20 protein-coding genes and 7 tRNA genes are annotated in these 21,572 nt (G+C 73.2%); 10 read left to right on the top strand and 17 right to left on the bottom strand.

Translation table 11 applies throughout. The annotated features are described in order from the left end of the window. Positions 1-74 precede the first annotated feature (74 nt). Entirely contained in the window at positions 75-2,834 is a 2,760-nt protein-coding gene (locus tag ABD352_RS56580) for a collagen-like domain-containing protein (RefSeq protein WP_344620989.1), read from the top strand. A 314-nt stretch (positions 2,835-3,148) separates the two neighbouring features. Beyond that, positions 3,149-4,057: a glycosyltransferase family 2 protein gene (locus ABD352_RS56575; protein WP_344620988.1), complete on the top strand. Its 909-nt coding sequence runs from the start codon at positions 3,149-3,151 to the stop codon at positions 4,055-4,057. A 16-nt stretch (positions 4,058-4,073) separates the two neighbouring features. Here the strand turns inward: ABD352_RS56575 and ABD352_RS56570 are convergent. From ABD352_RS56570 to ABD352_RS56515, 12 genes are all read right to left on the bottom strand, one after another. Further along, a tRNA-Ser gene (locus ABD352_RS56570) sits at positions 4,074-4,159 on the bottom strand. A gap of 4 nt (positions 4,160-4,163) precedes the next feature. Continuing rightward, positions 4,164-4,236: transfer RNA gene (locus ABD352_RS56565), tRNA-Arg, on the bottom strand. A 25-nt stretch (positions 4,237-4,261) separates the two neighbouring features. Further along, positions 4,262-4,346 (bottom strand) — tRNA-Ser (locus ABD352_RS56560). 10 nt (positions 4,347-4,356) lie between these two features. Further along, a tRNA-Leu gene (locus ABD352_RS56555) sits at positions 4,357-4,429 on the bottom strand. 1 nt (position 4,430) lies between these two features. Then, positions 4,431-4,503: transfer RNA gene (locus ABD352_RS56550), tRNA-Ala, on the bottom strand. A gap of 48 nt (positions 4,504-4,551) precedes the next feature. Beyond that, entirely contained in the window at positions 4,552-4,995 is a 444-nt protein-coding gene (locus tag ABD352_RS56545) for an HNH endonuclease (RefSeq protein ID WP_344620987.1), read from the bottom strand. A 54-nt stretch (positions 4,996-5,049) separates the two neighbouring features. Continuing rightward, positions 5,050-5,123, bottom strand: a tRNA-Leu gene (locus tag ABD352_RS56540). A 34-nt stretch (positions 5,124-5,157) separates the two neighbouring features. Then, positions 5,158-5,230, bottom strand: a tRNA-Trp gene (locus ABD352_RS56535). 57 nt (positions 5,231-5,287) lie between these two features. After that, on the bottom strand, positions 5,288-5,413 hold the full coding sequence (locus ABD352_RS56530) for a hypothetical protein (protein ID WP_344620986.1): 126 nt from the start codon (positions 5,411-5,413) through the stop codon (positions 5,288-5,290). Positions 5,414-5,510: 97 nt separating this feature from the next. Further along, positions 5,511-6,131, bottom strand: a complete 621-nt coding sequence (locus ABD352_RS56525; RefSeq protein WP_344620985.1) for a hypothetical protein — start codon at positions 6,129-6,131, stop codon at positions 5,511-5,513. A gap of 93 nt (positions 6,132-6,224) precedes the next feature. Beyond that, positions 6,225-6,635, bottom strand: coding sequence for a response regulator (locus ABD352_RS56520; protein WP_344620984.1), 411 nt, complete (start codon positions 6,633-6,635; stop codon positions 6,225-6,227). 52 nt (positions 6,636-6,687) lie between these two features. Beyond that, on the bottom strand, positions 6,688-7,383 hold the full coding sequence (locus tag ABD352_RS56515) for a hypothetical protein (protein ID WP_344620983.1): 696 nt from the start codon (positions 7,381-7,383) through the stop codon (positions 6,688-6,690). Between the two features lie 321 nt (positions 7,384-7,704). On the opposite strand from ABD352_RS56515, the gene ABD352_RS56510 reads away from it, so the two are divergent. Both ABD352_RS56510 and ABD352_RS56505 read left to right on the top strand, forming a co-directional pair. Then, positions 7,705-8,670 carry a sodium:calcium antiporter gene (locus ABD352_RS56510; protein ID WP_344620982.1) on the top strand — a complete coding sequence of 322 codons (966 nt, stop codon included), beginning with the start codon at positions 7,705-7,707 and terminating at the stop codon, positions 8,668-8,670. Positions 8,671-8,705: 35 nt separating this feature from the next. Then, complete coding sequence (locus ABD352_RS56505; protein WP_344620981.1) at positions 8,706-9,095, top strand: STAS domain-containing protein; 390 nt, start codon at positions 8,706-8,708, stop codon at positions 9,093-9,095. Here the strand turns inward: ABD352_RS56505 and ABD352_RS56500 are convergent. The 3 genes from ABD352_RS56500 to ABD352_RS56490 form a co-directional block, all read right to left on the bottom strand. Then, positions 9,092-9,796: a hypothetical protein gene (locus tag ABD352_RS56500; protein WP_344620980.1), complete on the bottom strand. Its 705-nt coding sequence runs from the start codon at positions 9,794-9,796 to the stop codon at positions 9,092-9,094. The genes ABD352_RS56505 and ABD352_RS56500 overlap by 4 nt on opposite strands. 527 nt (positions 9,797-10,323) lie before the next feature. Further along, the gene (locus tag ABD352_RS56495; protein WP_344620979.1) at positions 10,324-10,980 is read right to left on the bottom strand and encodes a hypothetical protein; all 657 of its coding nucleotides are present in this window, start codon (positions 10,978-10,980) and stop codon (positions 10,324-10,326) included. 122 nt (positions 10,981-11,102) lie between these two features. Next, complete coding sequence (locus ABD352_RS56490) at positions 11,103-12,386, bottom strand: citrate synthase (RefSeq protein WP_344620978.1); 1,284 nt, start codon at positions 12,384-12,386, stop codon at positions 11,103-11,105. A 234-nt stretch (positions 12,387-12,620) separates the two neighbouring features. On the opposite strand from ABD352_RS56490, the gene ABD352_RS56485 reads away from it, so the two are divergent. Then, complete coding sequence (locus tag ABD352_RS56485; protein ID WP_344620977.1) at positions 12,621-13,067, top strand: hypothetical protein; 447 nt, start codon at positions 12,621-12,623, stop codon at positions 13,065-13,067. Next, a complete protein-coding gene (locus tag ABD352_RS56480) occupies positions 13,064-13,726 on the top strand; it encodes a class F sortase (protein WP_344620976.1) in 663 nt (220 codons plus the stop codon). Before ABD352_RS56485 ends, ABD352_RS56480 begins: the two co-directional genes overlap by 4 nt. Here ABD352_RS56480 and ABD352_RS56475 read toward each other — a convergent pair. Next, entirely contained in the window at positions 13,716-15,014 is a 1,299-nt protein-coding gene (locus ABD352_RS56475; RefSeq protein ID WP_344620975.1) for a hypothetical protein, read from the bottom strand. The two genes, ABD352_RS56480 and ABD352_RS56475, sit on opposite strands and share 11 nt — an antisense overlap. A gap of 91 nt (positions 15,015-15,105) precedes the next feature. On the opposite strand from ABD352_RS56475, the gene ung reads away from it, so the two are divergent. From ung to ABD352_RS56460, 3 genes are all read left to right on the top strand, one after another. Then, complete coding sequence (ung, locus tag ABD352_RS56470) at positions 15,106-15,780, top strand: uracil-DNA glycosylase (RefSeq protein WP_344620974.1); 675 nt, start codon at positions 15,106-15,108, stop codon at positions 15,778-15,780. A 1-nt stretch (position 15,781) separates the two neighbouring features. Next, on the top strand, positions 15,782-17,605 hold the full coding sequence (locus ABD352_RS56465) for a DUF5931 domain-containing protein (RefSeq protein ID WP_344620973.1): 1,824 nt from the start codon (positions 15,782-15,784) through the stop codon (positions 17,603-17,605). Positions 17,606-17,994: 389 nt separating this feature from the next. Next, positions 17,995-18,639, top strand: coding sequence for a response regulator (locus tag ABD352_RS56460; RefSeq protein WP_344621082.1), 645 nt, complete (start codon positions 17,995-17,997; stop codon positions 18,637-18,639). A 3-nt stretch (positions 18,640-18,642) separates the two neighbouring features. Here ABD352_RS56460 and ABD352_RS56455 read toward each other — a convergent pair whose 3' ends face one another. Beyond that, entirely contained in the window at positions 18,643-18,945 is a 303-nt protein-coding gene (locus ABD352_RS56455) for a hypothetical protein (RefSeq protein WP_344620972.1), read from the bottom strand. Positions 18,946-19,050: 105 nt separating this feature from the next. Between ABD352_RS56455 and ABD352_RS56450 the strand changes: the two genes are divergently transcribed. Continuing rightward, positions 19,051-21,572, top strand: a 2,522-nt coding sequence (locus ABD352_RS56450) for a hypothetical protein (protein WP_344620971.1), incomplete at its 3' end; no start/stop codon positions are given.

Here is a 21,572-nt window from a genome sequence, read left to right as displayed (position 1 = left end):
CCAGCCGGGACGGCGGCCACGCGGCCGGCAGCCGCCCACGTCGGGGCATGGCTCCATAGTGCTGAGAGGTCCGCATGAGCACGGCGATGCAGGTGCGGCTGCGGCACTGGCCCGGGATGAAGGTTTCCTGGCTCGGTGCCGGTGCTGTCGTCCACTCCGGTGAGGAGCCCAGCGCGGGCGCGGCGGCGCTGGTCGTCTCGCCGCACGGGTCCGCCGAGTGCGCGGTGGTGATCAGCTCCCACACGGTGAAGCTGCAGCCCGCGATGATCGAGGAGCTGGCCGAGGTACTGGCGAACGGGCTGCCGCGCGGGTTCGCCGCGATGCGGTTCGTCGCGTGGGACGGCGCCTGCGCCACCAACGAGCGCCCGGCCGCCGCGCACATGATCGCCATGCGGCTCGGCATCGACGTCATCGCTGCGGCCGGCCCGCTGCTGGGGGTGCCCGGCGGCTCGCTCTTCGCCCCCGTCGGGCGCGGCGAGCAGCGGCCCGGAGGCTTCTGGCGTTTCCGCACCGGCGTGCAGCCGGTCCGGGTCGGCTGGCGCTTCCCCGCCCCGGCCTGGGAGTCCGACCTCTGCACCGAGATGCCCGAGCTGCCCGGCGACCTCGTGCTCGACCAGATCCCGGCCGGTCTGTGGCTGCACCGCCGGCGGGTCGGCAGCGTGACGGACCTGGCCTACTCGGTGCCGACCGACCACGACAACCCGGCGCTCATCCTGGGCCACCCGGGCGACCAGCCGCTGCACCGCGAGGAGCTCGCGCACGCCGTCTCGGCGATCCCGGCGCTGGCGTCCGACCGGTGCGTCTTCACGCCGTACGGCCAGAACCCCATCGCCGACGGCCCGGTCGGCCCCGTCGTCGCCGACGTCCTGGGCCGGGCCGTGCACGTGCGCACCGGCCTGCCGCTGTGCGCGCCCGCCGGGCAGCGCGCGGTGGTCACCATCGACGCCAAGGGCCTGCCCCGCTGGCGCACGTTCGCCCGCGAGCTGTGGCACGCGCCCCGCACCGGCGCGCCCCGCCCGGTCGACTGGATCAACCCCTGCCCCGACGTGCTCGGCACGCCCGCCGGGCAGGCGACCTTCTCGCTGGGCTCGGGCTGGGTTGTCGAGGTCGTCCAGGCGGGCCTGTGGATCCGCCCGGAGCACCTCAACGACCCGGCCGACTGGGTCCGCGGCGTGCCGGTCGACGTGAACCGCTGCGCCGTGATCGTCGGCGCGCCGAACGCGGCCGAGCTGCCGCCGCCGGCGCACACGATCGCCGAGGTGCTCGAGAAGCTGCCGGTGGATGCCCGCAAGCGCGCGTACCTCACCGTGCCGCGCGGCGCCGCCCCGAACGTGTTCATCCTCGCCACCGGCCTGCTCGACTCCCTGCCGGAGCCGGGCGAGGTCGAGCTCATCGCCCCGCCGGCCGCGCCGGCCAACACCGGCTCGTTCCCGGCCGTGCAGGACGCCCCCCGCCACGCGGGCGGACGCCACGGGGACGCCGACGGGCCCTACCTCGTGGACGGCCGGCCCGCCAACGGCCACCCGTCCGGGGCGCACCCGACGGTCGGACGTACTTACGACGCCCGGCCGGACTTCGGCGGGTACCCGGAGCCGCGCACGGGCTCGTTCGAGGAGCCACGCACGGCGTCCTTCGACGAGCCCCGCACCAACGGGTTCGACGAGCCCCGCACCAACGGGTTCGACGAGCCCCGCACCAACGGGTTCGACGAGCCTCGCACCAACGGGTTCGACGCGCCGCGGGTCAACGGCTTCGACCCCGGGCCGCGCACGGGCTCCTTCCCGGCGGCCGGCTACGACAGCAACGGCCACGGCCACAACGGCAACGGCTACGACGACGGCCGGGGACAGCGCACCGGCTCGTTCCCGCCCGTTGCTGACGGACAGCGGACCGGGTCCTTCCCGCCCGTCACGGACGGACAGCGGACCGGGGCGTTCCCGCCGGTCACGGACGGACAGCGGACCGGGGCGTTCCCGCCCGTCGGCGAGCCGACCGGCTCGTTCGCGCCGCTGACGCCGAACGGGTCGCAGCGCCCGGCCCGGCCCGGCGGGTACCCGGCCGAGCCCCCGATGCCGAAGCCGCGCCCGCGGCCGGCCGACGCCACCGGCGCCTTCCCGGCGGCGGGCAACGGCTTCCGGCCCAACCCGGACTCGACCGCGCCGATGGTCCCGGTCGTCCCCGGCCCGACCCCGAACGGCCACCCCGGCCCCAACGGCCCCAACGGCCACCCCGGCCCCAACGGCCACCAGGGCCCGAACGGTCACCAGGGCCCCAACGGTCACCAGGGCCCCAACGGTCACCCCGGGCCGAACGGCTACAACGGGGCGAACGGCTACAACAACGGCCACAACGGGCACCCGCAGAACGGCAACACCTACGGCGGGACGCACCCCGAGCTGCACGTCGCTCCCCCGCGCGCGTTCCACCGCGAGGACCAGCCGCTGCACCCGGCCCAGCAGGGGTACAGCTTCGACGCGCCCAACTACGACGAGCACCACTTCGACCCGGTCACGCCGCCGGCCCGGCAGCACGAGGACCCCACGGGCCGCATGCCGGCCCAGCGGGCGCCGATGCCGGACGAGCAGAGCGAGCCGGCGGAGGACACCTCCTCGATCAACACGGGCCGGGAGATCCGCTCGCACAACAAGAAGGGCAAGGCCACCCGGGCCGACGACAAGACGAGCACGCAGGAGCTCGACCGGCTGCTCGGGTTCTTCGACGAGATCCGCCGGGCGAAGGCGTGGGACGAAGACTCGAACGCCCCGGAGGAGCAGGCCGCCAAGCGCGCCGCGGCGGGCCAGCCCCCGGCCGGTCCGCGGCGAGCCCGACACTGATCAAGACGCTTCGAACCGGCCCGGCCGTTGTCACGGCCGGGCCGGATTTTTTTGTGCGACCCGTCGCATCCGGCAGGCATCGAAACCGGTCCGTGCGGCCCGTAGCGGCCCAGCGGGACCACAGGGGTACCCCGGGGGTGCCGAGCACCGGAAACGCGCGCCCGAGGGCGCTCACAGGTCGCCGAACCTCGATGCGTACATGAACCCGGGCCGAGACGGAGGACCCGGGATGCCGGACGGCCGGTGACGAAGTGGCAGACATATCCGGGTAACGCCGGGAAGGGGCGGATCCGGTGACGGTTACCATCGCACCCGTGCTCGACATCATGCTGCCGCACTACGGCGAGTTGACGCTGCTGAAGATCGCTGTCGAGAGCATCATGGCGCAGACCGACGAGCGGTGGCGGCTGACCGTCTTCGACGACAACCCGGCGGACCGGCAGACCGGCATTGCCGAGTACTTCGCGGCGCTGGGGGACCCGCGCGTGCAGTACCGTCGCAATCCGCAGAACCTCGGGATCACCCGGAACTTCCAGCAGTGCGTCGACCAGGCCTCGGCGCCGTTCATGATGATCATGGGGTGCGACGACGTCCTGCTGCCCCGCTACGTGGAGCGGGTACACGCGCTCGTCGAGGCCCACCCGGAGGCCACGCTGGTGCAGCCGGGGGTGGAGGTCGTCGGGCCCGACGGAACCCACGTACGGACCCTCGCGGACGCGACGAAGCGGCGGGTGTACGCGCCGAAGTTCGCCGGGACGATCACCATGACCGGGGAGGACCTCGCCGTCAGCCTGCTGCGCGGGAACTGGCTCTACTTCCCGTCGCTGGCGTGGCGTACCACGGAGATCCAGGCCGTCGGGTTCGACCAGAAGCTGAAGGTCATCCAGGATCTCAAGCTGATCCTCGAGCTGGTCCGCCGCGGCGGGACGCTGGTCGCCGACGACCAGGTGGTGTTCCAGTACCGCCGGCACGGGGCGAGCCTGTCGGCGTCCTCGGCGGTGACCGGGAACCGGTTCAGCGAGGCGCGGGCGTTCTTCCTGGCCGCGGCGAAGCGCATGGACGAGCACGGCTGGCCGCGGGCGGCCAAGGCGGCGCGCTGGCACCTGTCCTCGCGCATCCACGCGCTGACGATGCTGCCGGCGGCGGCGAAGCAGCGCAGCGGCGGCAGCGTGCGGGTGCTGACCCGGTACGCGTTCGGGCAGGGGCCGATCGCCGGCGGCTGACGGCTGACGGCCGGTGCGGAGAGGGTGGGAGTCGAACCCACACGGGCGTGAACCCAACGCCGTTTTCGAGACGGGTGCCGGCACCAATCGGCTGGCCTCTCCTCGGTACCCCTGGAAGGATTCGAACCTCCGGCCTCCTGGTTCGTAGCCAGGCGCTCTCTCCACTGAGCTACAAGGGCGTGTGCCCGGAATGGGCGTGGTGCGCGGAAAGTGAGGGGATCGAACCCCCGCTGGGTCTCCCCCGTCGACGGCTTAGCAAGCCGCAGCCTTACCTCTCGGCCAACTCTCCTCGAACTGCGTACCCGGAAGAGGATTCGAACCTCCAACCTCCTGACCCTGAATCAGGCGCCTCTTCCCTTGGGCTACCCGGGCGTGGACCAGACCGGACTCGAACCGGTCACCTCCGCTTTGCAAGAGCGGCGCTCTACCTGATGAGCTACAGGCCCTCTGGGGGCCCCGGCGGCGGTGATGAGCCGCCCGCCGGGGCCGCCGTGTCAGCGCTGGACGAGCGCGCCCCACGTCGGGATCGACGGCTTGACGCGCAGCACCATGCCCGCTTCGGCGGGGGTGCGGTCGCCCTTGCGCTGGTTGCAGCCCGTGCAGGCCGCAACGGTGTTCTTCCAGCTGTTCCGGCCGCCGCGCGAGCGGGGCAGGATGTGGTCGATGGTGGTCGCCTCGGCCCCGCAGTAGCCGCAGCGGCGGCCGTCGCGGGCGTGGACGCCGGCGCGCGACCAGGCCGGCCCGCCGCTGAACCGCCAGCGGGTGACGACGTAGGACACGAGCCGCACCACCCGCGGGAGCGGGTAGACCCCGATCAACCGGTCCGGCTCCGCTTCGTGCACGACGGCCACCTCACGCAGGAGCATGCGGATGGCGTGGCGGAGTGAGACCCGGTGCAGGGGTCCGAGGTCGGCGTTGAGCACGAGAACCGCGGTCACCGGGCCTCCTCCCTTCATCTGCACTTCGGACTTGCACAACCAGACGGTGTTGCGTGCCGCGGGCGGGAGTCGAACCCGCACTGGCCCCTTTTTGAGGGGGGTGCCTCTCCCGGTTGGGCTACCGCGGCAATCAATCGATGGTGAGCAATGCATAATGGTACGCACGGGCGGTAGGAATCGAACCCACAACCGCCGGATTTGGAGGCCGGTGCTCTACCTGTTGAGCTACACCCGTATGAAAAAAGCCGCCCGGGTCGACCGGGCGGCTGCGGTGGCTTCGGGGAGCTATCCCCTAATCCCGCAACCTGCCCGAGGACTCCGCCAGGCCGCTGAGCAGCCAGGACGAGACGCCGGCGGACAGCACGGCGCGACGGCGCGCGGCGAGCGCGGCCAATCGTGACTCGCGGTGTCCGGTCATCGTCCCGTTCCCCTTCTGCGTGCTCTTCGCGTTCTTCGTGGTTCCTGTGTCCTTGACGTATTCAAAGATAGGCCCGCCACCGCAGTGGCGCAAGAGATTAAAGGGCGGCCTGGTAATGCGCGAGGTAGAGGTTCATCTCATCGGTGGACTCGTCGCCCTCGTTGACGCTGAACCACAGCGAGTTCTCCAGCCAGAAGCGGTGGACGAACTGTTCGAAGCTGTCGGAGGCGTGGACCATGTTGGCGAGGAGGGTCTCCCGGTCGACCTCCTCGAGGCCGACGATCTCGAGCAGCCAGGGCGAGGCGAGCACGAACGGCTCGGCGCCGGGGCGCAGGTAGAGGTACCAGATGACGGCATCGCGCTGGTCGCGCAGGAACCGCACGAGCTGGGCGCTCGGCTCGACCGGGCTGGGCACCGGGCGCGGGGCGAGGTCGAAGTCGCAGCCCGTGCACGACGGGATGGCGTCCATCAGCACCTGGCTGCTCATGAACCGCTTGAAGGGCGCCGGCAGGGCGATGTGCTCGCCGAGGGCGGCCACCTCCATGGCCCGCAGCGGGTCGTGCGGGGCGTCCGGGACCAGCCAGGAGAAGGTGCCGTCGTAGCGCGACGGGTCGACGGCCGGCAGGCTCTCGGTGGGGTAGAGCTCGTAGGTGCCCACGCTCGCCCGGGCGGTGCCCAGGTCCGTACCCCACCAGCCGTGCGGGAAGTCGATCGTCATGTGTCGCACGGTAGTTCGGCGTCTGGGGTTCTTCCGTCGCCTATCGGACCGAGAACATTGCGTTTCAGGTCATGACCCGGTGGTCGGGCCCGGTCAGGCGCTCACGGCGGGCTCGGCACCCGCCAGCGGGACGAGGCCGAGGTACGTCAGCTTGTCGATGATCGCCTCCGCGGTGAACGGTTTGATCACATACTCGTGGGCCCCGGCGGCCAGGGCTCGCACGATCTGTCCGTGTTCGCTCTCGGTGGTGACCATCATGAGCGTCATCTGGCGCAGGTGCTTCTGCTTGCGCACGGCCATCACGAACTCCAGGCCGTTCATCTCCGGCATGTTCCAGTCGATGAGCGCGAGGGCCGGCTTGAGGTCGTCGTCCCAGATCTGGTCGAGCGCGTCCTTGCCGTTCGTCGCCTCGCGCACCTCGAAGCCGAGCGGGAGCAGGATCCGTTTCAGGATTCCCCTCATCGCGCGCGAGTCGTCGATGACCATGGCGAGCTTGTTGTCCATGCGGCCCTCCTCGGCCGCCAGATCGGCCGCCGGGCGCCCGACCTGAGCAAACCTACGGCCGCGGGCTGGTCCGCTTGAAGTCGATGTGGAGCGTGTCGTTGGCCAGCGTCATGGCCACCGGGCCGCAGTTCATCCGCATCGGGCGCGGGGCGCGCGCCTGCAGCTTGCCGCTCTGCGCGACGCGGCCGTTGACCATGAAGGTCTCGGTGCCGTCGGAGCTGGGCGCGGGCGAGGCGTAGGTCACCAGGCCGCCGTCCATCTTGTACTGGTACGAGATCATGCCGGTCAGGATGTACTCGTACTTGTCGTTGCCGTTGATTTTGAGGTGCAGGCCGTCGCCGTAGTCGACGACGACGCGGCCGCTGTCGCTGTACCGCTGGTAGGCGCCGGCGCCGCTGAACGTGAACTCCCCGACGTTGGCGATCTGGACCTGCTCGTCGTGCTGGGTCTCCAGCCACACGCCGAGCAGGCACAGCGGCGCGCTGGAGGAGCTGGGCTGCGCGGAGCCGGAGGCGTCCGGCTCGGCGGAGGCCGACGCCTCGTCGGTGGTCGGGGCCGGCCGGACGGCCGTGGCGGTCGGGCTCGCGGCGGCGCTGGCCTGGGCGGCGGGGGTGCCGCCGGAGTCGGCGGTGGCGGCGTAGACGATCACGGCGGCGACCACGAGCGCGCAGACGACGCCGAAGATGATGCCGGGGATCAGCAGCGGGTTGCGCCGGGCCGGGGGCGGTGCGAAACCGGGCGGCGGCATGACCGGTCCTCGGTGCAGGCGGCAGTTGACGCAGTACCCGGCGGCGTCGACGCCTTCCGCTCCACACCTGGGACATCGCACCGGCACACCCTACCGTGGGGTCCAAAGTGGAGGCAGTCCCGAAAGGTCGCCGGAAAATGGTGAGACCGGCATCCACGGGGGAAGACGCCGGTCTCGCTGAAAACTGTAGAGCGCTCCGCGCTTTTGCGCCAGCGGTGGAGACGGTCAATCCGCCGGAACCGGTTTCGGATTTCGCGGCGGTCGTCGATCTTCACCGCCCGGGCCGGTATGGTGTCGACCCAGGCGTGCGGGAGGAGGCCGATGTCGACCCTGTTGGTGGCCGTGCTCGGACTCGCCGGCCTGGTGCTGCTGACCTTCGGCGCCGACCAGCTGGTGGTGGGGGCCGGACGGCTGGCCACCGTGCTGCGGGTGGCGCCGGTCATCGTCGGGGTCGTGGTCATCGGGCTGGGCACGAGCGCGCCGGAGTTCGTGGTCTCGGGCACGGCGGCGGTGCGCGGCAACGCCGGCCTGGCGCTGGGCAACCTGGTCGGGTCGAACATCCTCAACGTGACGCTGATCCTGGGCGTGGTGGCGGTCGTCTCGCCCGTGCTGGTGCGATCGTCGGTGCCGGTGCGCGAGGCGCCGCTGATGGTCGCCGGGGTCACCGTGTTCGGCGCGTTCGCGCTGGTCGGGCTCAAGCTCGTGGCCGGGGTCCTGCTGGCCCTGCTCAGCATCGGCGCGCTGGTGCTGCTGGTGCGGCTCTCCCGGGTACCGCCGGATGATCCCCTGCCGGACGACGTCGCCGCGTTCGTCGAGCCGTCCCCGCCGCCCGGCCGCTGGTGGGTGGAGGCGATCCGGATCGCCCTGGGCCTGGCCGCCACCCTGGGCGGCGCGCAACTGGTCGTGGACAACGCCTCCACGCTGGCCCACCTCTGGGGTGTCAGCGACACGGTGATCGGCTTCACGCTGGTGGCCTGCGGCACGTCGCTGCCGGAGCTGATGACGTCGGTGCAGGCGCAGCGGCGCGGCCAGGGCGACCTCATGGTCGGCAACCTGCTGGGCAGCAACCTGTTCAACAGCCTCATCGGCGGGGCGGTGGTGGGGCTGGCGGCCGGGCGGGACCGCATCGCGCCGTTCGGCTTCGCCGCGGTGACCGCGATGGTGCTGGCCGGCGTGCTCGCCTGGCTGCTGCTCAAGCGGGGGAGCCGGATCACCCGGCCGGAGGCATGTGTGCTGCTGTGCGCGTACTGTCTCACGCTGCCGTTGTTGATCTCGGCGAACTCGTGACGTTTTTGGTTCGGGAGGCTGGGTACGCGGTTCAAATGGGCGACGCAATGGTCCGGACGCACCGCTCCGGGGACGTTCCTGGTGGCACAGTCGTGGTGGAAGTACTGGGACCGCTGGAGGCGGCCACGGTGGGGGCGCTGCGCTCCGTAGTGCTCGAGACCGTCGAGACCTGCCGGCCGAGCCGGCTGACCGTCGACCTCCGCCGGGTACCGTTCATGGACTCGATCGGCATCGGGACGCTCGTGGCCATCAACAACAAGGCGCGCGAGGTCGGCGGCACGATGGAGGTGAGCAGCCCGTCACCGTTCGTGCACCGGCTGCTGCAGATCACCGGCCTGACGGAACTGTTCGGGCTCCCTGACATGCCGGACGACGCGCCCGTGTCGGGTGCGCCGGCCGACCTCGGGGAACCGCGCAAGAGCTAGTTCCGATCGAGCGTGATGCTCGAGATGCCGCCGGCCGCGTCGACGTCGAACCGGTCGGCGGCGGCGTCCCAGCCGCCGGTCGCGTAGGTCGCGCCGGCCGTGACGCCGCTGTGGGTGGCGCCGTCGATGCTCACGCCGCCCGCTCCCCCGCCGGCCCGCACGCGCACCGCCGCCTCGTCCGGGGCGTGGACGCGCAGGGTGCTCGCGCCGCCGTCGACCCGCACGGGCACGGTGCCGGAGGGGCCGGGCAGGGCGAGGTCGATGGCGGAGACGCCGCCGACGTACTCGACGCCGGCGAGGCGGCGCAGGCCGCGCAGGTCGGCGGTGTTGCTCTGGGATCCGGCCGTGAAGCGCAGCGTCCAGCGCACGTCCCGGTTGAGCTCGACGGTGACGGATGCGTCGCCGCCGTCGACGCGGACCTCGACGCGGTCGCCGGTGTCGTGGGCCGTGGCGGTGCGGGGGCTCTGGATGCGGTACAGCGTGTCGCCGAGATCGGCGGCGCGGACCGTGACGGCGCCGACGCCGCTGAGCAGGTCGAGCGTGGCCGCGTTGCGCCCGTCGACGGCTCCGGTCACGGTGGGGTCGTGGTGCTGCGACACGGCGACCAGCACGCCGGTGAGGAGGATCGCCGCCAGGATGAGGCCGCCGGCCAGATAGACGGTCCGGGGGCGCGGGCGGGGCGGCGCATCGAGGGCGGTCATGACCCTGGTGGTCTCCGAGGGCTCAGCACGCCAAACGTCGATCCAAGGACCGGGGCCGCCGCCACGGGGGAAGCGGCGGCCCCGGCCGTCCTTGGGTTGGCACGAAATGTACTCCCCCGGCGAGCCGCTGCACAGCCCCTAATTCGTGCCGTCTTCCCGACCGTGTGGATCTGTCCAATGTGGAACACATGACCGCACACGATCGCACAAGTCGTTGCCAGGACTGGGTTTCCTCGTTGAGCTGGAAATAAGGTTTACCATTGCCCCCCGCGGCGGCCGGCGCTCGTGCGGGGCGCGGGGCGCCGGCTCGGCACTGCCCGGCGCGGCGGCCGGGGTCGGCGGCTACGCCTCTCACCATTGCCCGGCGCGGCGGCCGGGGTTGGCGGCTACGCCCCTCACCATTGCCCGGCGCGGCGGCCGGGGTTGGCGGCTACGCCCCTCACCATTGCCCGGCGCGGCGGCCGGGGTTGACGGCCACGCCCCTCACCATTGCCCGGCGCGGCGGCCGGGGTTGACGGCTACGCCTCTCACCATTGCCCGGCGCGGCGGCCGGCCTCGGCCGGGGTGAGGAGCTCGCCGTCGAGGACGACGGCCCAGAAGGCGTCGAGCGGGATGCGCTCGAACAGCGGCGACCCGAGGCCCTCGAAGACGTGCTCGGGCACGAGCTTCAGCGAGGTGGTGACGACGATCGTCGGCACGGACCGGGCCAGCTGCAGGGTGCCCTTGATGTTGAGGACCTGGGTGGGGCTGATCGCGTCGGCGCCGGCCAGCCCGGTGACCGGGGCCAGGCCCTCGGTGCCGGGGACGTCCACGGTGCCGGCGGGCAGGCCGGCCACGGTCGCCTTGACCAGGGCGCTGCTCGGGGCGGTGCGCACCCAGCCGGCGCGCTGCTGCAGGACGCGGACGGCGGTCGCGACCGAGCGCTCGACGTCGCGGTCGAGCTGCTCACGGATGGCCCGCAGGGCCGGGCCCGGGTCGGCGGCGTGGGCCGCCCGGGCGATGTGCCACATCGAGGCGTAGCCGGGGAGCAGTCCGGGCAGGGGGGCCACCATCGCGCGCAGGGTGTCCGGGTCGCACAGGAACTCGGCCAGGCCGTCGAGCACCTGCCGGGCCACCCCGGTGGCACCCGAGGTCCGGTCCTGCACCGCCGCGGTCAGTAACGGCGACAACGTTGGCGCACTCATGCTGCTCCGATTGCTCCTGTCGAAAACGGACAACGACCCCAGACGGACTCATGTATGAGACAGCTGGGGTCGATCTCCGTCAAGTAGACAAACGAGCAAGAACCGCTCGGCGCAGCGGGTCTTTACCGAGCGGCAATCGGGGTGTAATTCCGGGCCGCGTAACCGGTGTAGACCTGGCGGGGACGACCGATCTTGGTGTCCGGGTCGTTGATCATCTCGCGCCACTGGGCGATCCAGCCGGGCAGCCGGCCGAGCGCGAACAGGACCGTGAACATGGTGGTCGGGAAGCCCATCGCCTTGTAGATGAGGCCCGTGTAGAAGTCCACGTTGGGGTACAGCTTCCGGGACACGAAGAAGTCGTCGGCCAGCGCGATCTCCTCGAGCTCCATGGCCAGGTCGAGCAGCGGGTCGGGCTGCGACATGCGGCCCAGCACCTCCTGGGCGGCCTTCTTGACCAGGGCGGCGCGGGGGTCGTAGTTCTTGTAGACCCGGTGGCCGAAGCCCATGAGCTTGACGCCGTCCTCCTTGTTCTTGACCTTGCGCACGAAGGACGCCACGTCGCCGCCGTCGGCCTTGATGTCCTGCAGCATCTCCAGCACGGCCTGGTTGGCCCCGCCGTGCAGCGGGCCGAAGAGCGCATTGACGCCAGCCGATACGGAGGCGAAGAGGTTGGCGTGCGAGGAGCCGACGAGCCGGACCGTGGAGGTGGAGCAGTTCTGCTCGTGGTCGGCGTGCAGCAGCAGGAGCATGTCGAGGACCTTGACCATGACCGGGTCGATCTCGTACGGCGTCGCCGGCACCCCGAAGGTCATCCGCAGGAAGTTCTCGACGTAGCCCAGCGAGTTGTCCGGGTAGAGCATCGGCTGGCCGATGGCCTTCTTGTAGGCGTACGACGCGATGGTCGGCACCTTGGCCATGAGCCGGATGGTGGAGATCTCCACCTGCTCCTCGTCGAACGGGTTGAGGCTGTCCTGGTAGAAGGTGGACAGCGCGCTGACGGCCGAGGACAGGACCGCCATCGGGTGCGCGTCGCGCGGGAAGCCGTCGAAGAAGCGGCGCATCTCCTCGTGCAGCAGGGTGTGGTGCTGGATGCGGTTGGTGAAGGCTTCCAGCTGCTGGGCGCTCGGCAGCTCGCCGTGGATGAGCAGGTAGGACGTCTCGAGGAAGGTCGAGCCCTCGGCCAGCTGCTCGATCGGGTACCCGCGGTAGCGCAGGATACCCTCATCGCCGTCGATGTAGGTGATCGACGATACGCAGGACGCGGTGTTCACGAAGCCGGTGTCGAGGGTGACCTGCCCGGTCTGCTTGAGCAGCGACCCGATCTCCAGGCCGGACGGTCCCTCGGTCGCTTTGCGAACCTTGAGGTCGAGCTCGCCGTCCGGGTATGTGATGTTGTACTCACTCATAAGCGTCGTCCCGTCTCGTCCCGCAGTCCGGCTCCTGGCCGCGGCCGCCTTTGCCCACGACCGGCGCTTATGGCGCCTCGGCGCAGGATTACAGATGAATGTCGCGCAGCTTGCGGCGGGGCGCTCGACTGCGACATTTCCTACTCTCCAGTTTTCCCACTCCCGAGTTTTCATCGTCCCACCGCCCCTGGGGGGTGTGCACCATTCACCCGGGTTTCGGGTGACATGTTGCACATGCAGACTCTCCTCGCTGCGCTCGGTGCCGTCGCGCTCGCCCCTTCCGCCGGCCCGAGCGGCGCGGTCACGCCGGACACCGTCACGGCCGGCAACCCGGTCACGTTCAGCGTCGTCTGTGCCGAGGGGGTACACGAGGCGGACGTGGCCGGCGCGCCGCTGGGGCTGTCCGCGCGCATCCCGATGGAGCCGGGGAAGACCTCGGGCGTCTTCTCCGTGACCGTCAACATCCCGGCGGACACGCAGACGGGGACATTCAACGTCAGCATCGACTGCGGGGACGGCACATCGGCCGTCGTCCAGCTGGTGGTGTCGCCCGCGGGCGGGGTGCCAACCGGCGGGGGCGCCACCTCGCGGCCGACGAACCACGCGCTCATGGCCGCCGGCGGTGGGCTGCTGGTCATCGGCGCGGCGGGCGCGTTCGCGCTGCGGCGCCGGGCGGTGTGACCCCGCCCCACCGCCACCGCCGGCATTCCGGCGCGTCGAGCGCGCTCGTCCGGCCCGACGGGCGCTGGCGGGCGCTGCCCGCGCTGTTCATCATCGCCCTGGTGGTCGCGGGGGTGGCGCTGATCGGCACCTCGCTCGGCACCGGGCCGCCCGTCCTGCCCGTCGTCTCCGGACTGTCCGGGCTCACGGGAGAGGTCATGAGGTCGGCGTCCGTTCCGGTGCGGGTGGCGATCGCCGCGATCGGGGTGGACGCGCCCGTCGAGCGGGTGGACGTCTCCGGCGACGGCATACTCCAGCCGCCTTCGCTGGAAGAGCCGAAGACCGTCGGGTGGTACCGCCGCGGGCCGACCCCCGGGGAGCGGGGCAACGCCGTGCTCGTCGGGCACGTCGACACCGCCGCCACCGGACCGGCCGTCTTCTACGAGCTCGGCCGGCTGCGGCCGGGCGACGCGATCACGGTGACCCGCCAGGACGGGTCGGCGGCGACGTTCGCGGTCGAGGCGGTGCGGCTGTTCGACAAGTCGGCCTTCCCGGCTGACCTGGTGTACGGCCCGGCCCCGGACGCCCGCCTGGAGCTGGTGACCTGCGGGGGATCGTTCGACCGCCGGACCGCCAACTACCTCGGCAACACGGTCGTGACCGCCCGCTTCACAGGGTGACGGCGTGGATGCGGCGGGCTTGCACGCCGCGCTGCAGGAGCATGTTGCGCATGACGCCGACGGCGAGGGGGCTGCCGCTGACGTAGACGTCGTGGGAGGTCCACTCGCCGAAGTCGACGACGACCTGCGGGAGGGAGCCGGACAGGTACGGGTGGGCGGGCCCGCGGGCCACCACCGGGTGGACGGTGGCGTGGGCGCAGCGGGCCGCGTGCTCGCGCAGCGACTCGAGGTCGTAGAGGTCGTCGCGGGTCGACACGCCCCAGAAGAGGTGCACCACCCGCTCGTCGTGCTGCTCGGCCAGCTCCGACAGCAGCGCCTTGATCGGGGTGACGTGCACGTCCTCGGCCACGATGAGCACCGCCCCGGTCGCGCCGCGCTCGATGACGAAGTCCCCCTCGGCCCGGTGCAGCCGGATCGGGTCGCCCGGGTGGGTGTCGCGCACCAGCGCGCCGGTGGCCCGGTCGCCGGGCAGCGCCTGGACGTGGATCTCGATGTGGCTGTCGGCCGCCGGCGGGTCGCCGATCCAGCAGGGCCGCCACGCGCCCGGCACCGACCGGCACTCCACGATGGCCCGCTGGCCGGCCCGGAAGGGGTACGGCAGGTCGGTGCGCACGGTCAGCACGGCCACGTCGTCGCGGCGCCGGTCGTGGCCCAGGACGGTGCCCGTCCAGAAGGGAGTCTCGCCGTGGTGCAGCTGGGCCGCCTGACGCAGCCAGCCGATCGCGAAGCGCCAGCCGTCGCGCCAGGCCGCGGCGTCCTCGTCGGCCCAGCGCTCCCCGCGGGCCTCGCGCACCGCCGCGACCAGCGCGTCGCCGAAGAGGTCGAGCTGGCGGCCGTGCCCGGTGAGCAGCGCGTCGAGCGCCGGTGCGAACCGGGCCAGGGCGGGCACGACGGCACTGGGCTGGCCGAAGTGCTCCAGCAGCCACGCGAGGCCGCGCTCGGCCGCCGCCGGGTCCGCGGCGATCGCCGTGTGCAGGATCGTGCGCTCTTCCTGCGGTACTTCGGACAGCCGCCGTACCACCGCCGGCACATCGTCGGCGGCGTCGCGCAGCCGCGCCTGCAACTGCGGCAGATAGCCCTGATCGCCGTGTTTCGGCCCGTCGACCGGCTCATCCTGTGCGATGCTGTCCCTTGGACCGGCGTTTCGCCCGGCATCTGCGGGATTCCTGCGGCGTTCGCCGGTTGGCTCCTTCTGCTGGCCTTCGTCCGCTTCCTCGAGCCGCTGCCGCCAGGCCCACAGCACGGTGAGCGGCTCACCGCCGCCGCCAACGGGTCCGACCTGCGTCATGGTCCCATTTTATCCGTTTAAATACGGCTTTCAGCCGGTACTCGGAAACGCCGATGCAGAAGTGTCGTACCCGGCTCGTAGAGTTCCGTGCATGTCGTTGGATCTGCTGGAACTCCTCCCCGCCGGCTGGCGGGACGTGATGAAGCCGCACCTCGACCTGGAGGTGGTGCAACGCCTGCAGTCGTATGTCGAGACCGAGTATGCGGCCGGCCCGGTCTACCCGCCGCTGCCCGACCTGTTCACCGCGTTCCGGCTGTGCCCGCCCGAGCAGGCGCGGGTGCTCATCCTGGGCCAGGACCCGTACTTCAAGGAGGGCCAGGCCCACGGCCTGAGCTTCTCGGTCCGCCCCGGCGTCTCGGTCCCGCCGTCGCTGCGCAACGTCTACAAGGAGCTGCGCGAAGACCTCGGCGTCACGCCGCCCGCCAACGGCGACCTGACCCCCTGGGCCGCCGACGGCGTCCTGCTGCTCAACGCGATCCTGACCGTCCGCGCCGGCAAGGCCGGCACGCACGCCGGCCACGGCTGGGAGCACTTCACCGACGCCGCCATCCACGCCCTCAACGCCTTCGAGCGACGCGTGGTGTTCGTGCTGTGGGGCGCCTACGCCCGCAAGAAGGCCGTGCTGGTCACCAACCCCCAGCACCGGATCATCGAGGCCGGCCACCCCAGCCCGATGAACCCGGCCGGCTTCCTCGGCTCCCGCCCGTTCAGCCAGGTCAACGCCGCCCTCGACGAGGCCGGCCTGCCCCCGGTGCACTGGGTCTGACATGGTCCACGGCGGCGAGCGGCCAACCGTGCCGGGCACCGGGTCGGGACTGGAGGGTCCGCTCTGGCGGGCCCTGCTGGTCTTCCGCATCACCGCGCTCGGCTACGCCGCCGTGCTCATGCTCAACAACTTCCGGCACTACGCCTGGCCCCCGGGCGGCTGGCTGATCGTCGGCCTGATGGCCGTGTGGACGGCGGTGAGCAGCCTGGCCTACGCCCGCCCCGAGCGGCGCGGCTGGCCCCTGCTCACCGCCGACCTGGCCGTCGCCGCCGGCTGCCTGCTCGCCTCCCGCTGGATCGTCGCCCCGGCCGGCCTGGGCGTGGGCGCCCCCACCCTCCCCATGGCCTGGGTCGCCGGCCCGGTCGTCGCCTGGGCCATCTCCGGCGGCCGCCGCCGGGGCGCCATCGCCGCCGTCCTGCTCAGCGCCGCCGACGTGGTCGTGCGCAACGGCTTCTCCCAGGCCACCGTCAACGGCCCGGTCCTGATGATCCTGGCCGGCATCGGCGTGGGCCACATCGCCCGCCTGGCCATCGACGCCGAGTCGCGCATGCAGCAGGCCATCGAGCTGGAGGCCGCCACCCGCGAACGCGAGCGCCTGGCCCGCGGCATCCACGACTCGGTCCTGCAGGTCCTGGCCCTGGTCCAGCGCCGCGCCGCGGAGTTGGGCGGCGAGGCCGCCGAGCTGGGCCGGCTGGCCGGGGAGCAGGAGGCCGTCCTGCGCACCCTGGTCACCTCGGCCCCGCCGCCCCTGCGGACGGCGCGCCGCTCGCCCGCCGCGCCCTCCTCCCCCGCGCCTGCTTCCCCGGCTCACGCGCCTTCTTCTCCCGCGCCCTCTGTGGCCCCGCCCGGCTCCCGCGCCACCGGGCCAGCGGCGGCGTCCGCCACCACCGCCGCCACGCCGGCGACCGCTGCGACCCCCGCCACGCAGGCATCAGCCACGACCGTCGCCACACAGGCGACCGCCGCGACGCCGGCATCCGCTACGACCGCCACCTCACCGGCGTCCGCTGCGACCCCCGCCACGCCGGCTTCCGACGCCACCGCCGCCACGCCGGCGACCGCTGCGACCCCCGCCACGCAGGCGTCCGCCGCCACCGCCGCCACGCCGGCGACCGCTGCGACCCCCGCCACGCAGGCATCCGCTACGACCGCCGCCACGCCGGCTTCCGACGCCACCGCCGCTACGCCGGCGACCGCTACTACCGCCGCCGCCTCCGCGCCCGGTTCCGTGGCGGCAGGCGCGGGTCCGTCGCCGGGCACTGCTGACGTGCCGCACGGCGCACCGGGCGGTTCACCGTCCGCCGAACCGCCCGCGTCCGGCTCCTCCGTGGTCGCGCGGGCCGACGCCGCGCTCGCGCGCCGGTTCCCGCGACTGGGGGCCGCCGCCCGGCGAGCCGCGCGGGCGACCCCGCCGCCCGGGACCGGCCACACCCCGGCGGAGCTCACCGATCTGCGGACGCTGCTCGACCCGCACGGCTCGGCCACAGTGACGATCGCCGCACCCGCCACCCCGGTCCTGCTCCCGTACGCGGTCGCCGCCGAGGTGACCGCCGCCGTGGCCGCGGCCCTGGACAACGTCGCCCGGCACGCGGGCGAGGGCGCGAAGGCCTGGATCCTGCTCGAGGACCTCGACGACTCCGTCATCGTCACGGTCCGCGACAACGGCCGCGGCATCCCGGACGGCCGCCTGGCCGAGGCCGAGCGCGCCGGGCGCCTGGGCGTGGCCCAGTCCATCCGCGGCCGGGTACGCGACCTCGGCGGCACCGTCGCCGTCACCTCCACACCGGGCGCCGGCACCGAAGTCGAACTCAACGTCCCGAAATAGCCCGGCACCGGCCACCATCGCCCCGCCGGCCGCCTGGCCAAGGCCGAGCGCGCCGGACGCCTGGGCGTGGCCCAGTCCGTCCGCAGCCGGGTACACAATCTGCGGCACTGTCACCGTCACCTCCACACCGGGCGCCGGCACCGAAGTCGAACTCAACGTCCCGAAATAGCCGGGCCCGGCCGCGCGCCGCGCTCGCTCGACACCGCTCCCGCCGGCCCGTCCCACCACCGCCGGGCACGCGACCAAGGGAGGCGCAGGGTCGCGCGCCGCTCGTGAGCAGGGATCGACGGGTGGAAGTGGCGGGTTCGTGCGGATTGTGGGATTCGGCGGGCGCGGGGCGGAAGGGGTGGGCGGGCGGCGTCTATCGTGCTGGGGTGGACGACGGGGCGATGCTGCGGGTCATGGTGGTCGACGACCATCCGATGTGGCGCGAAGGGGTGGCCCGGGACCTCGCCGAGGGCGGGTACGAGGTGGTGGCCGCCGTCGGGGAAGGCGCCCAGGCGGTGCGGATCGCCGCGTCGGTGCGGCCCGACGTGGTGGTGCTCGACCTGCAGCTGCCGGACCGGTCCGGGGTCGAGGTCATCCAGGGGATTCTCGGGTCGTGCCCGGAGGCGCGCATCCTCATGCTGTCGGCCAGCGGCGAACAGCAGGACGTGCTCGACGCGGTGAAGGCCGGGGCGACCGGGTACCTCGTCAAGTCCGCGGCCCGGGAGGAGTTTCTCGCGGCGGTCAGGCGGACCGCGGACGGGGATCCCGTGTTCACGCCGGGGCTGGCCGGGCTGGTGCTCGGGGAGTTCCGGCGGCTGGCCGGCGTGACGCGGGCCGAGGACCCGGACGCGCCGCGGCTCACCGAGCGGGAGACCGAGGTGCTGCGGCTGGTGGCCAAGGGCGTGACGTACAAGGAGATCGCGGAGCGGCTGGTGCTGTCCCACCGCACGGTGCAGAACCACGTGCAGAACACGCTCGGGAAGCTGCAGTTGCACAGCCGGGTGGATCTGGTGCGGTACGCCATCGAGCGGGGACTCGACGAGTGAGGCTCAGGCCACGCCGAAGATGTCCAGGAGGTAGTGGCCGAGGACCTCGGTCCGGTCGAGGTCGAGGACCAGGACGAGGAAGACGTTCGGCTGCTCGCAGTCGACCAGGACATGTTGCAGGTTGCGGGCGGGCATGTGCCACGCGTAGGTGACGTTGCCGGCGGAGAAGTCGTGGCCGCCCAGGTCCGCCTCCGGGATCTCGTCGACGTATGTCCAGAAGTCGAACGGGGGCTCGGCCTCCGCGCCGATGCGGATCGGCTCGGGCTCCATCGTCGCCCGGTACTCGGCCTCGCTCAGTAACCGCATCCCGACAGCATGCCGCTCCGGCGACGGCGCAGGAAGACGTACTCAGACGGTTTTGAGTAGCGCGCCGGATCCGCCGGATGGCCGTCTGAAGGCACCCTGATGGGCATGGTGAGCTACCCCTGCCCGTTCTGCGGCGCCGCCGCCGGGCTCGAGACCGGCTGCAGCGGCTGCGGCCGGCCCCCGTACCCCGAGGCCGCGGAGGTCGTGCGCCTCAATGCCCGCGCGATCGAGCTGTACGCCGAGGTTGAGGCGGCCCGCGCCGGCTACGGGGTGGCGGTGCAGCGGTACACGGCCGCGCAGTCCCAGCGCAACATGCTCGCCGCCCGGGTGAAGGCCGCGGTGGCCGCCGCGGCACCGCCCGCCTTCTCGCCGCGGGACACCGCGGCCCGGCCCGCGGCCAACGTGACCGAGGCGCAGGCCGCGCCCGGGGCGATGCCCGCCGGGACCGCGCCCGCGGGCGACGCGATCCTCGGGCAGCGGCCCGAGGCGGCCCCGCGCACCGTGCAGAACGTCCTGTTCATCCTCGGCGGCCTGCTCCTGGGCAGCGCCGCGATCGTCTTCGCCGCCGTCGCGTGGGCGAGCTTCGGCGTCCTCGGCCGGGCGGCCATCCTCGCCGTCGTCACGCTGCTCGCCCTCGCCGTCCCGCCGGTGGCCCTCGCCCGGCGGCTGCGCGCGACCGCGGAGACGTTCGCCGCGCTCGGGGTGCTGCTCGTGCTCCTCGACGGGTACGCCGCCTGGTACGTCGACCTCGCCGGGCTCGCCGGGGTCACCATCCCGGCCACGTACGCCGGGCTGACGTTCGCCGTCACCGCGGCCGTCGCCGGCGGGTACGCGCTGGCCACCCGCCTGCGCGCGCCGCGGCTGGCCGCCGTCGTGGCCGTCCAGCCCGTGCTCCCGCTGCTGGCGCTGCACCGCGGCTTCGGGGCGACCGGCTGGACCCTCGTGTTCGTGGGCATCGCGGCGGTCGGCGTGCTGATCGGCCGTACCGTCGACAGGCTCGCCTGGATCGCGGCGGGCCTCGCGGTGCTGTCGGCGCTGCCGCCCGCCCTGCACGCACTGGCCACTGTGGACGGCGTGGCGGCGGCCGCCCGGATCCTCGCCGTCATGGTGCTGCTGGCCGCGCTGGTCGTGATCGCCGGCCTGACCCACGAGCGGACCGTGCAGCTCGGCGCCGGCATGGCGGTCGGCCTGCTCGCGCCGGCCGGGGCGCGCATGGCCGCCGAGCTGTTCCCGGCCCAGCGCTACGCCGCGTTCGCCGCCCTGGCCCTGCTGATCGCCGGGGTCGCGACCGTGGCGCCGGGGAAGGTTCGCCGCGGGACCAGGATCGGCGCCCTCGTGGTGACGGCCGGGTTCGCCGTGCCGTACGCGTACTTCGCCGCGCTCGGCGCCGTGCAGACCGTCGCCCACTCGCTGCCCGCGTGGCACCCGCAGGCCGATTGGCTGGCGATCCGGCTCTTCGACTGGCAGGAGCCGGCCGGCCTGGCGCTGCTCGGCGTCGCGCTGTGGCTGCCGCTGCGGCACCGCGCCGTACCGTGGACGACCGCCGTCCTCGTCACCTTCGCCGCGCCAGCCGCGCTGACCGCGCCCGCGCCCGCCCTGGTGTGCACTGTGGACGGTGTCGCGCTGGCCGTGCTCGTCGCCGCCGCGCTGCGTTCCGAACGCTGGGCGGTCGCGGTCGCGCCGTTCGTGGCCGTGCACCTGGCGCTGGCCGGGCTGGCCGGACCGGGGGTCACCCTGGCCGCATACACCGTCCTCGGTGGACTGTCCACAGTGGTCGCCGCCCGCGCGGCCGGGCGCCGCCTCCGTCTCCCGGCCGCCGTCGTGGCCCTGCTCTGCCTGCCCGTGGCGGGTGCCGCGGGGTTCCGCCTCCTCGGCCTCGGTACGGCGGGACAGGGCCCCATCCCGCCCGCCCTCCTCGGCGCCACGGCGGGGCTGGCGCTGGTCACCCTGGCCGCGCTGCTGCTCGGGCGGCGGTGCGCCAACGCCGGGACCGTCGCGACCGCCACGGCCGGCGCGGGCGTGACCGTGGCCGCGGCCCTGCACTCGGCCGCGCATGGCGGCGTGACCTGGTTCGGCGTGTACGGCGCCGCCTCCCTCGCCGCCGTGTGGTTCGCCGCCGGCAGCTTCCCGCGCCCCGGCCCGGCCGGCGCGCCGCTCGACGCCGAGCGTCCGGCGCCGCCGGAGGTGGCCCCCGGTGCGGGCGAACTCGTCCCCGGCGGGCCGGCGCGGCCCTGGCATGCGGCCGCGGCCGTCGTGCCGATGCTGGTCGCGGCGGCCTCGCTCGTCCCCGCCGTCGGCGCTGTGCTGGTGCGGCCGCTCGGCTGGCTCGGCTCGGTCTGGCGCGGGGCGCCCGACGGGACGGGGCTGGCCCCGGGCGGTACCGCATGGCTCGCCGGAACCACGACGGCCATGGGCCCGGCCGCGGCCGCGACCACCCTCGCGATCCTGGCCGGGCTCGCGGTCCTGACCGCCCGCCGGATCGGCGCGGACCGGTGGAGCCTCGCGGCGCCGCCGGCCACCCTGGCGGTGATCCTCGGCTGCGTGGCGCTGGCGGCGCCGTGGCCCGTCGTGCCCGCGGTCACGCTCGCCGCCGGGCTGGCCACCGGGCTCGGCGCGGCGCTGCGACG

Source organism: Dactylosporangium salmoneum, from assembly GCF_039532525.1.
Taxonomy (GTDB): Bacteria; Actinomycetota; Actinomycetes; order Mycobacteriales; family Micromonosporaceae; genus Dactylosporangium; species Dactylosporangium salmoneum.
The sequence above is the reverse complement of the archived record's forward strand: the minus strand, read 5'-3'. Positions and strand labels throughout refer to the sequence as shown.

What these genes read in the sequence shown, in the direction of transcription:
- ABD352_RS56580 (WP_344620989.1), top strand. Translation starts at nt 75, where the DNA reads ATGAGCACGGCGATGCAGGTGCGGCTGCGGCACTGGCCCGGGATGAAG.
- ABD352_RS56530 (WP_344620986.1), bottom strand. Translation starts at nt 5,413, where the DNA reads ATGACCGGACACCGCGAGTCACGATTGGCCGCGCTCGCCGCGCGCCGT.
- ABD352_RS56525 (WP_344620985.1), bottom strand. Translation starts at nt 6,131, where the DNA reads ATGACGATCGACTTCCCGCACGGCTGGTGGGGTACGGACCTGGGCACC.
- ABD352_RS56520 (WP_344620984.1), bottom strand. Translation starts at nt 6,635, where the DNA reads ATGGACAACAAGCTCGCCATGGTCATCGACGACTCGCGCGCGATGAGG.
- ABD352_RS56515 (WP_344620983.1), bottom strand. Translation starts at nt 7,383, where the DNA reads ATGCCGCCGCCCGGTTTCGCACCGCCCCCGGCCCGGCGCAACCCGCTG.
- ABD352_RS56510 (WP_344620982.1), top strand. Translation starts at nt 7,705, where the DNA reads ATGTCGACCCTGTTGGTGGCCGTGCTCGGACTCGCCGGCCTGGTGCTG.
- ABD352_RS56505 (WP_344620981.1), top strand. Translation starts at nt 8,706, where the DNA reads ATGGGCGACGCAATGGTCCGGACGCACCGCTCCGGGGACGTTCCTGGT.
- ABD352_RS56500 (WP_344620980.1), bottom strand. Translation starts at nt 9,796, where the DNA reads ATGACCGCCCTCGATGCGCCGCCCCGCCCGCGCCCCCGGACCGTCTAT.
- ABD352_RS56495 (WP_344620979.1), bottom strand. Translation starts at nt 10,980, where the DNA reads ATGAGTGCGCCAACGTTGTCGCCGTTACTGACCGCGGCGGTGCAGGAC.
- ABD352_RS56490 (WP_344620978.1), bottom strand. Translation starts at nt 12,386, where the DNA reads ATGAGTGAGTACAACATCACATACCCGGACGGCGAGCTCGACCTCAAG.
- ABD352_RS56485 (WP_344620977.1), top strand. Translation starts at nt 12,621, where the DNA reads ATGCAGACTCTCCTCGCTGCGCTCGGTGCCGTCGCGCTCGCCCCTTCC.
- ABD352_RS56475 (WP_344620975.1), bottom strand. Translation starts at nt 15,014, where the DNA reads ATGACGCAGGTCGGACCCGTTGGCGGCGGCGGTGAGCCGCTCACCGTG.
- ung (WP_344620974.1), top strand. Translation starts at nt 15,106, where the DNA reads ATGTCGTTGGATCTGCTGGAACTCCTCCCCGCCGGCTGGCGGGACGTG.
- ABD352_RS56465 (WP_344620973.1), top strand. Translation starts at nt 15,782, where the DNA reads ATGGTCCACGGCGGCGAGCGGCCAACCGTGCCGGGCACCGGGTCGGGA.
- ABD352_RS56460 (WP_344621082.1), top strand. Translation starts at nt 17,995, where the DNA reads ATGCTGCGGGTCATGGTGGTCGACGACCATCCGATGTGGCGCGAAGGG.
- ABD352_RS56455 (WP_344620972.1), bottom strand. Translation starts at nt 18,945, where the DNA reads ATGCGGTTACTGAGCGAGGCCGAGTACCGGGCGACGATGGAGCCCGAG.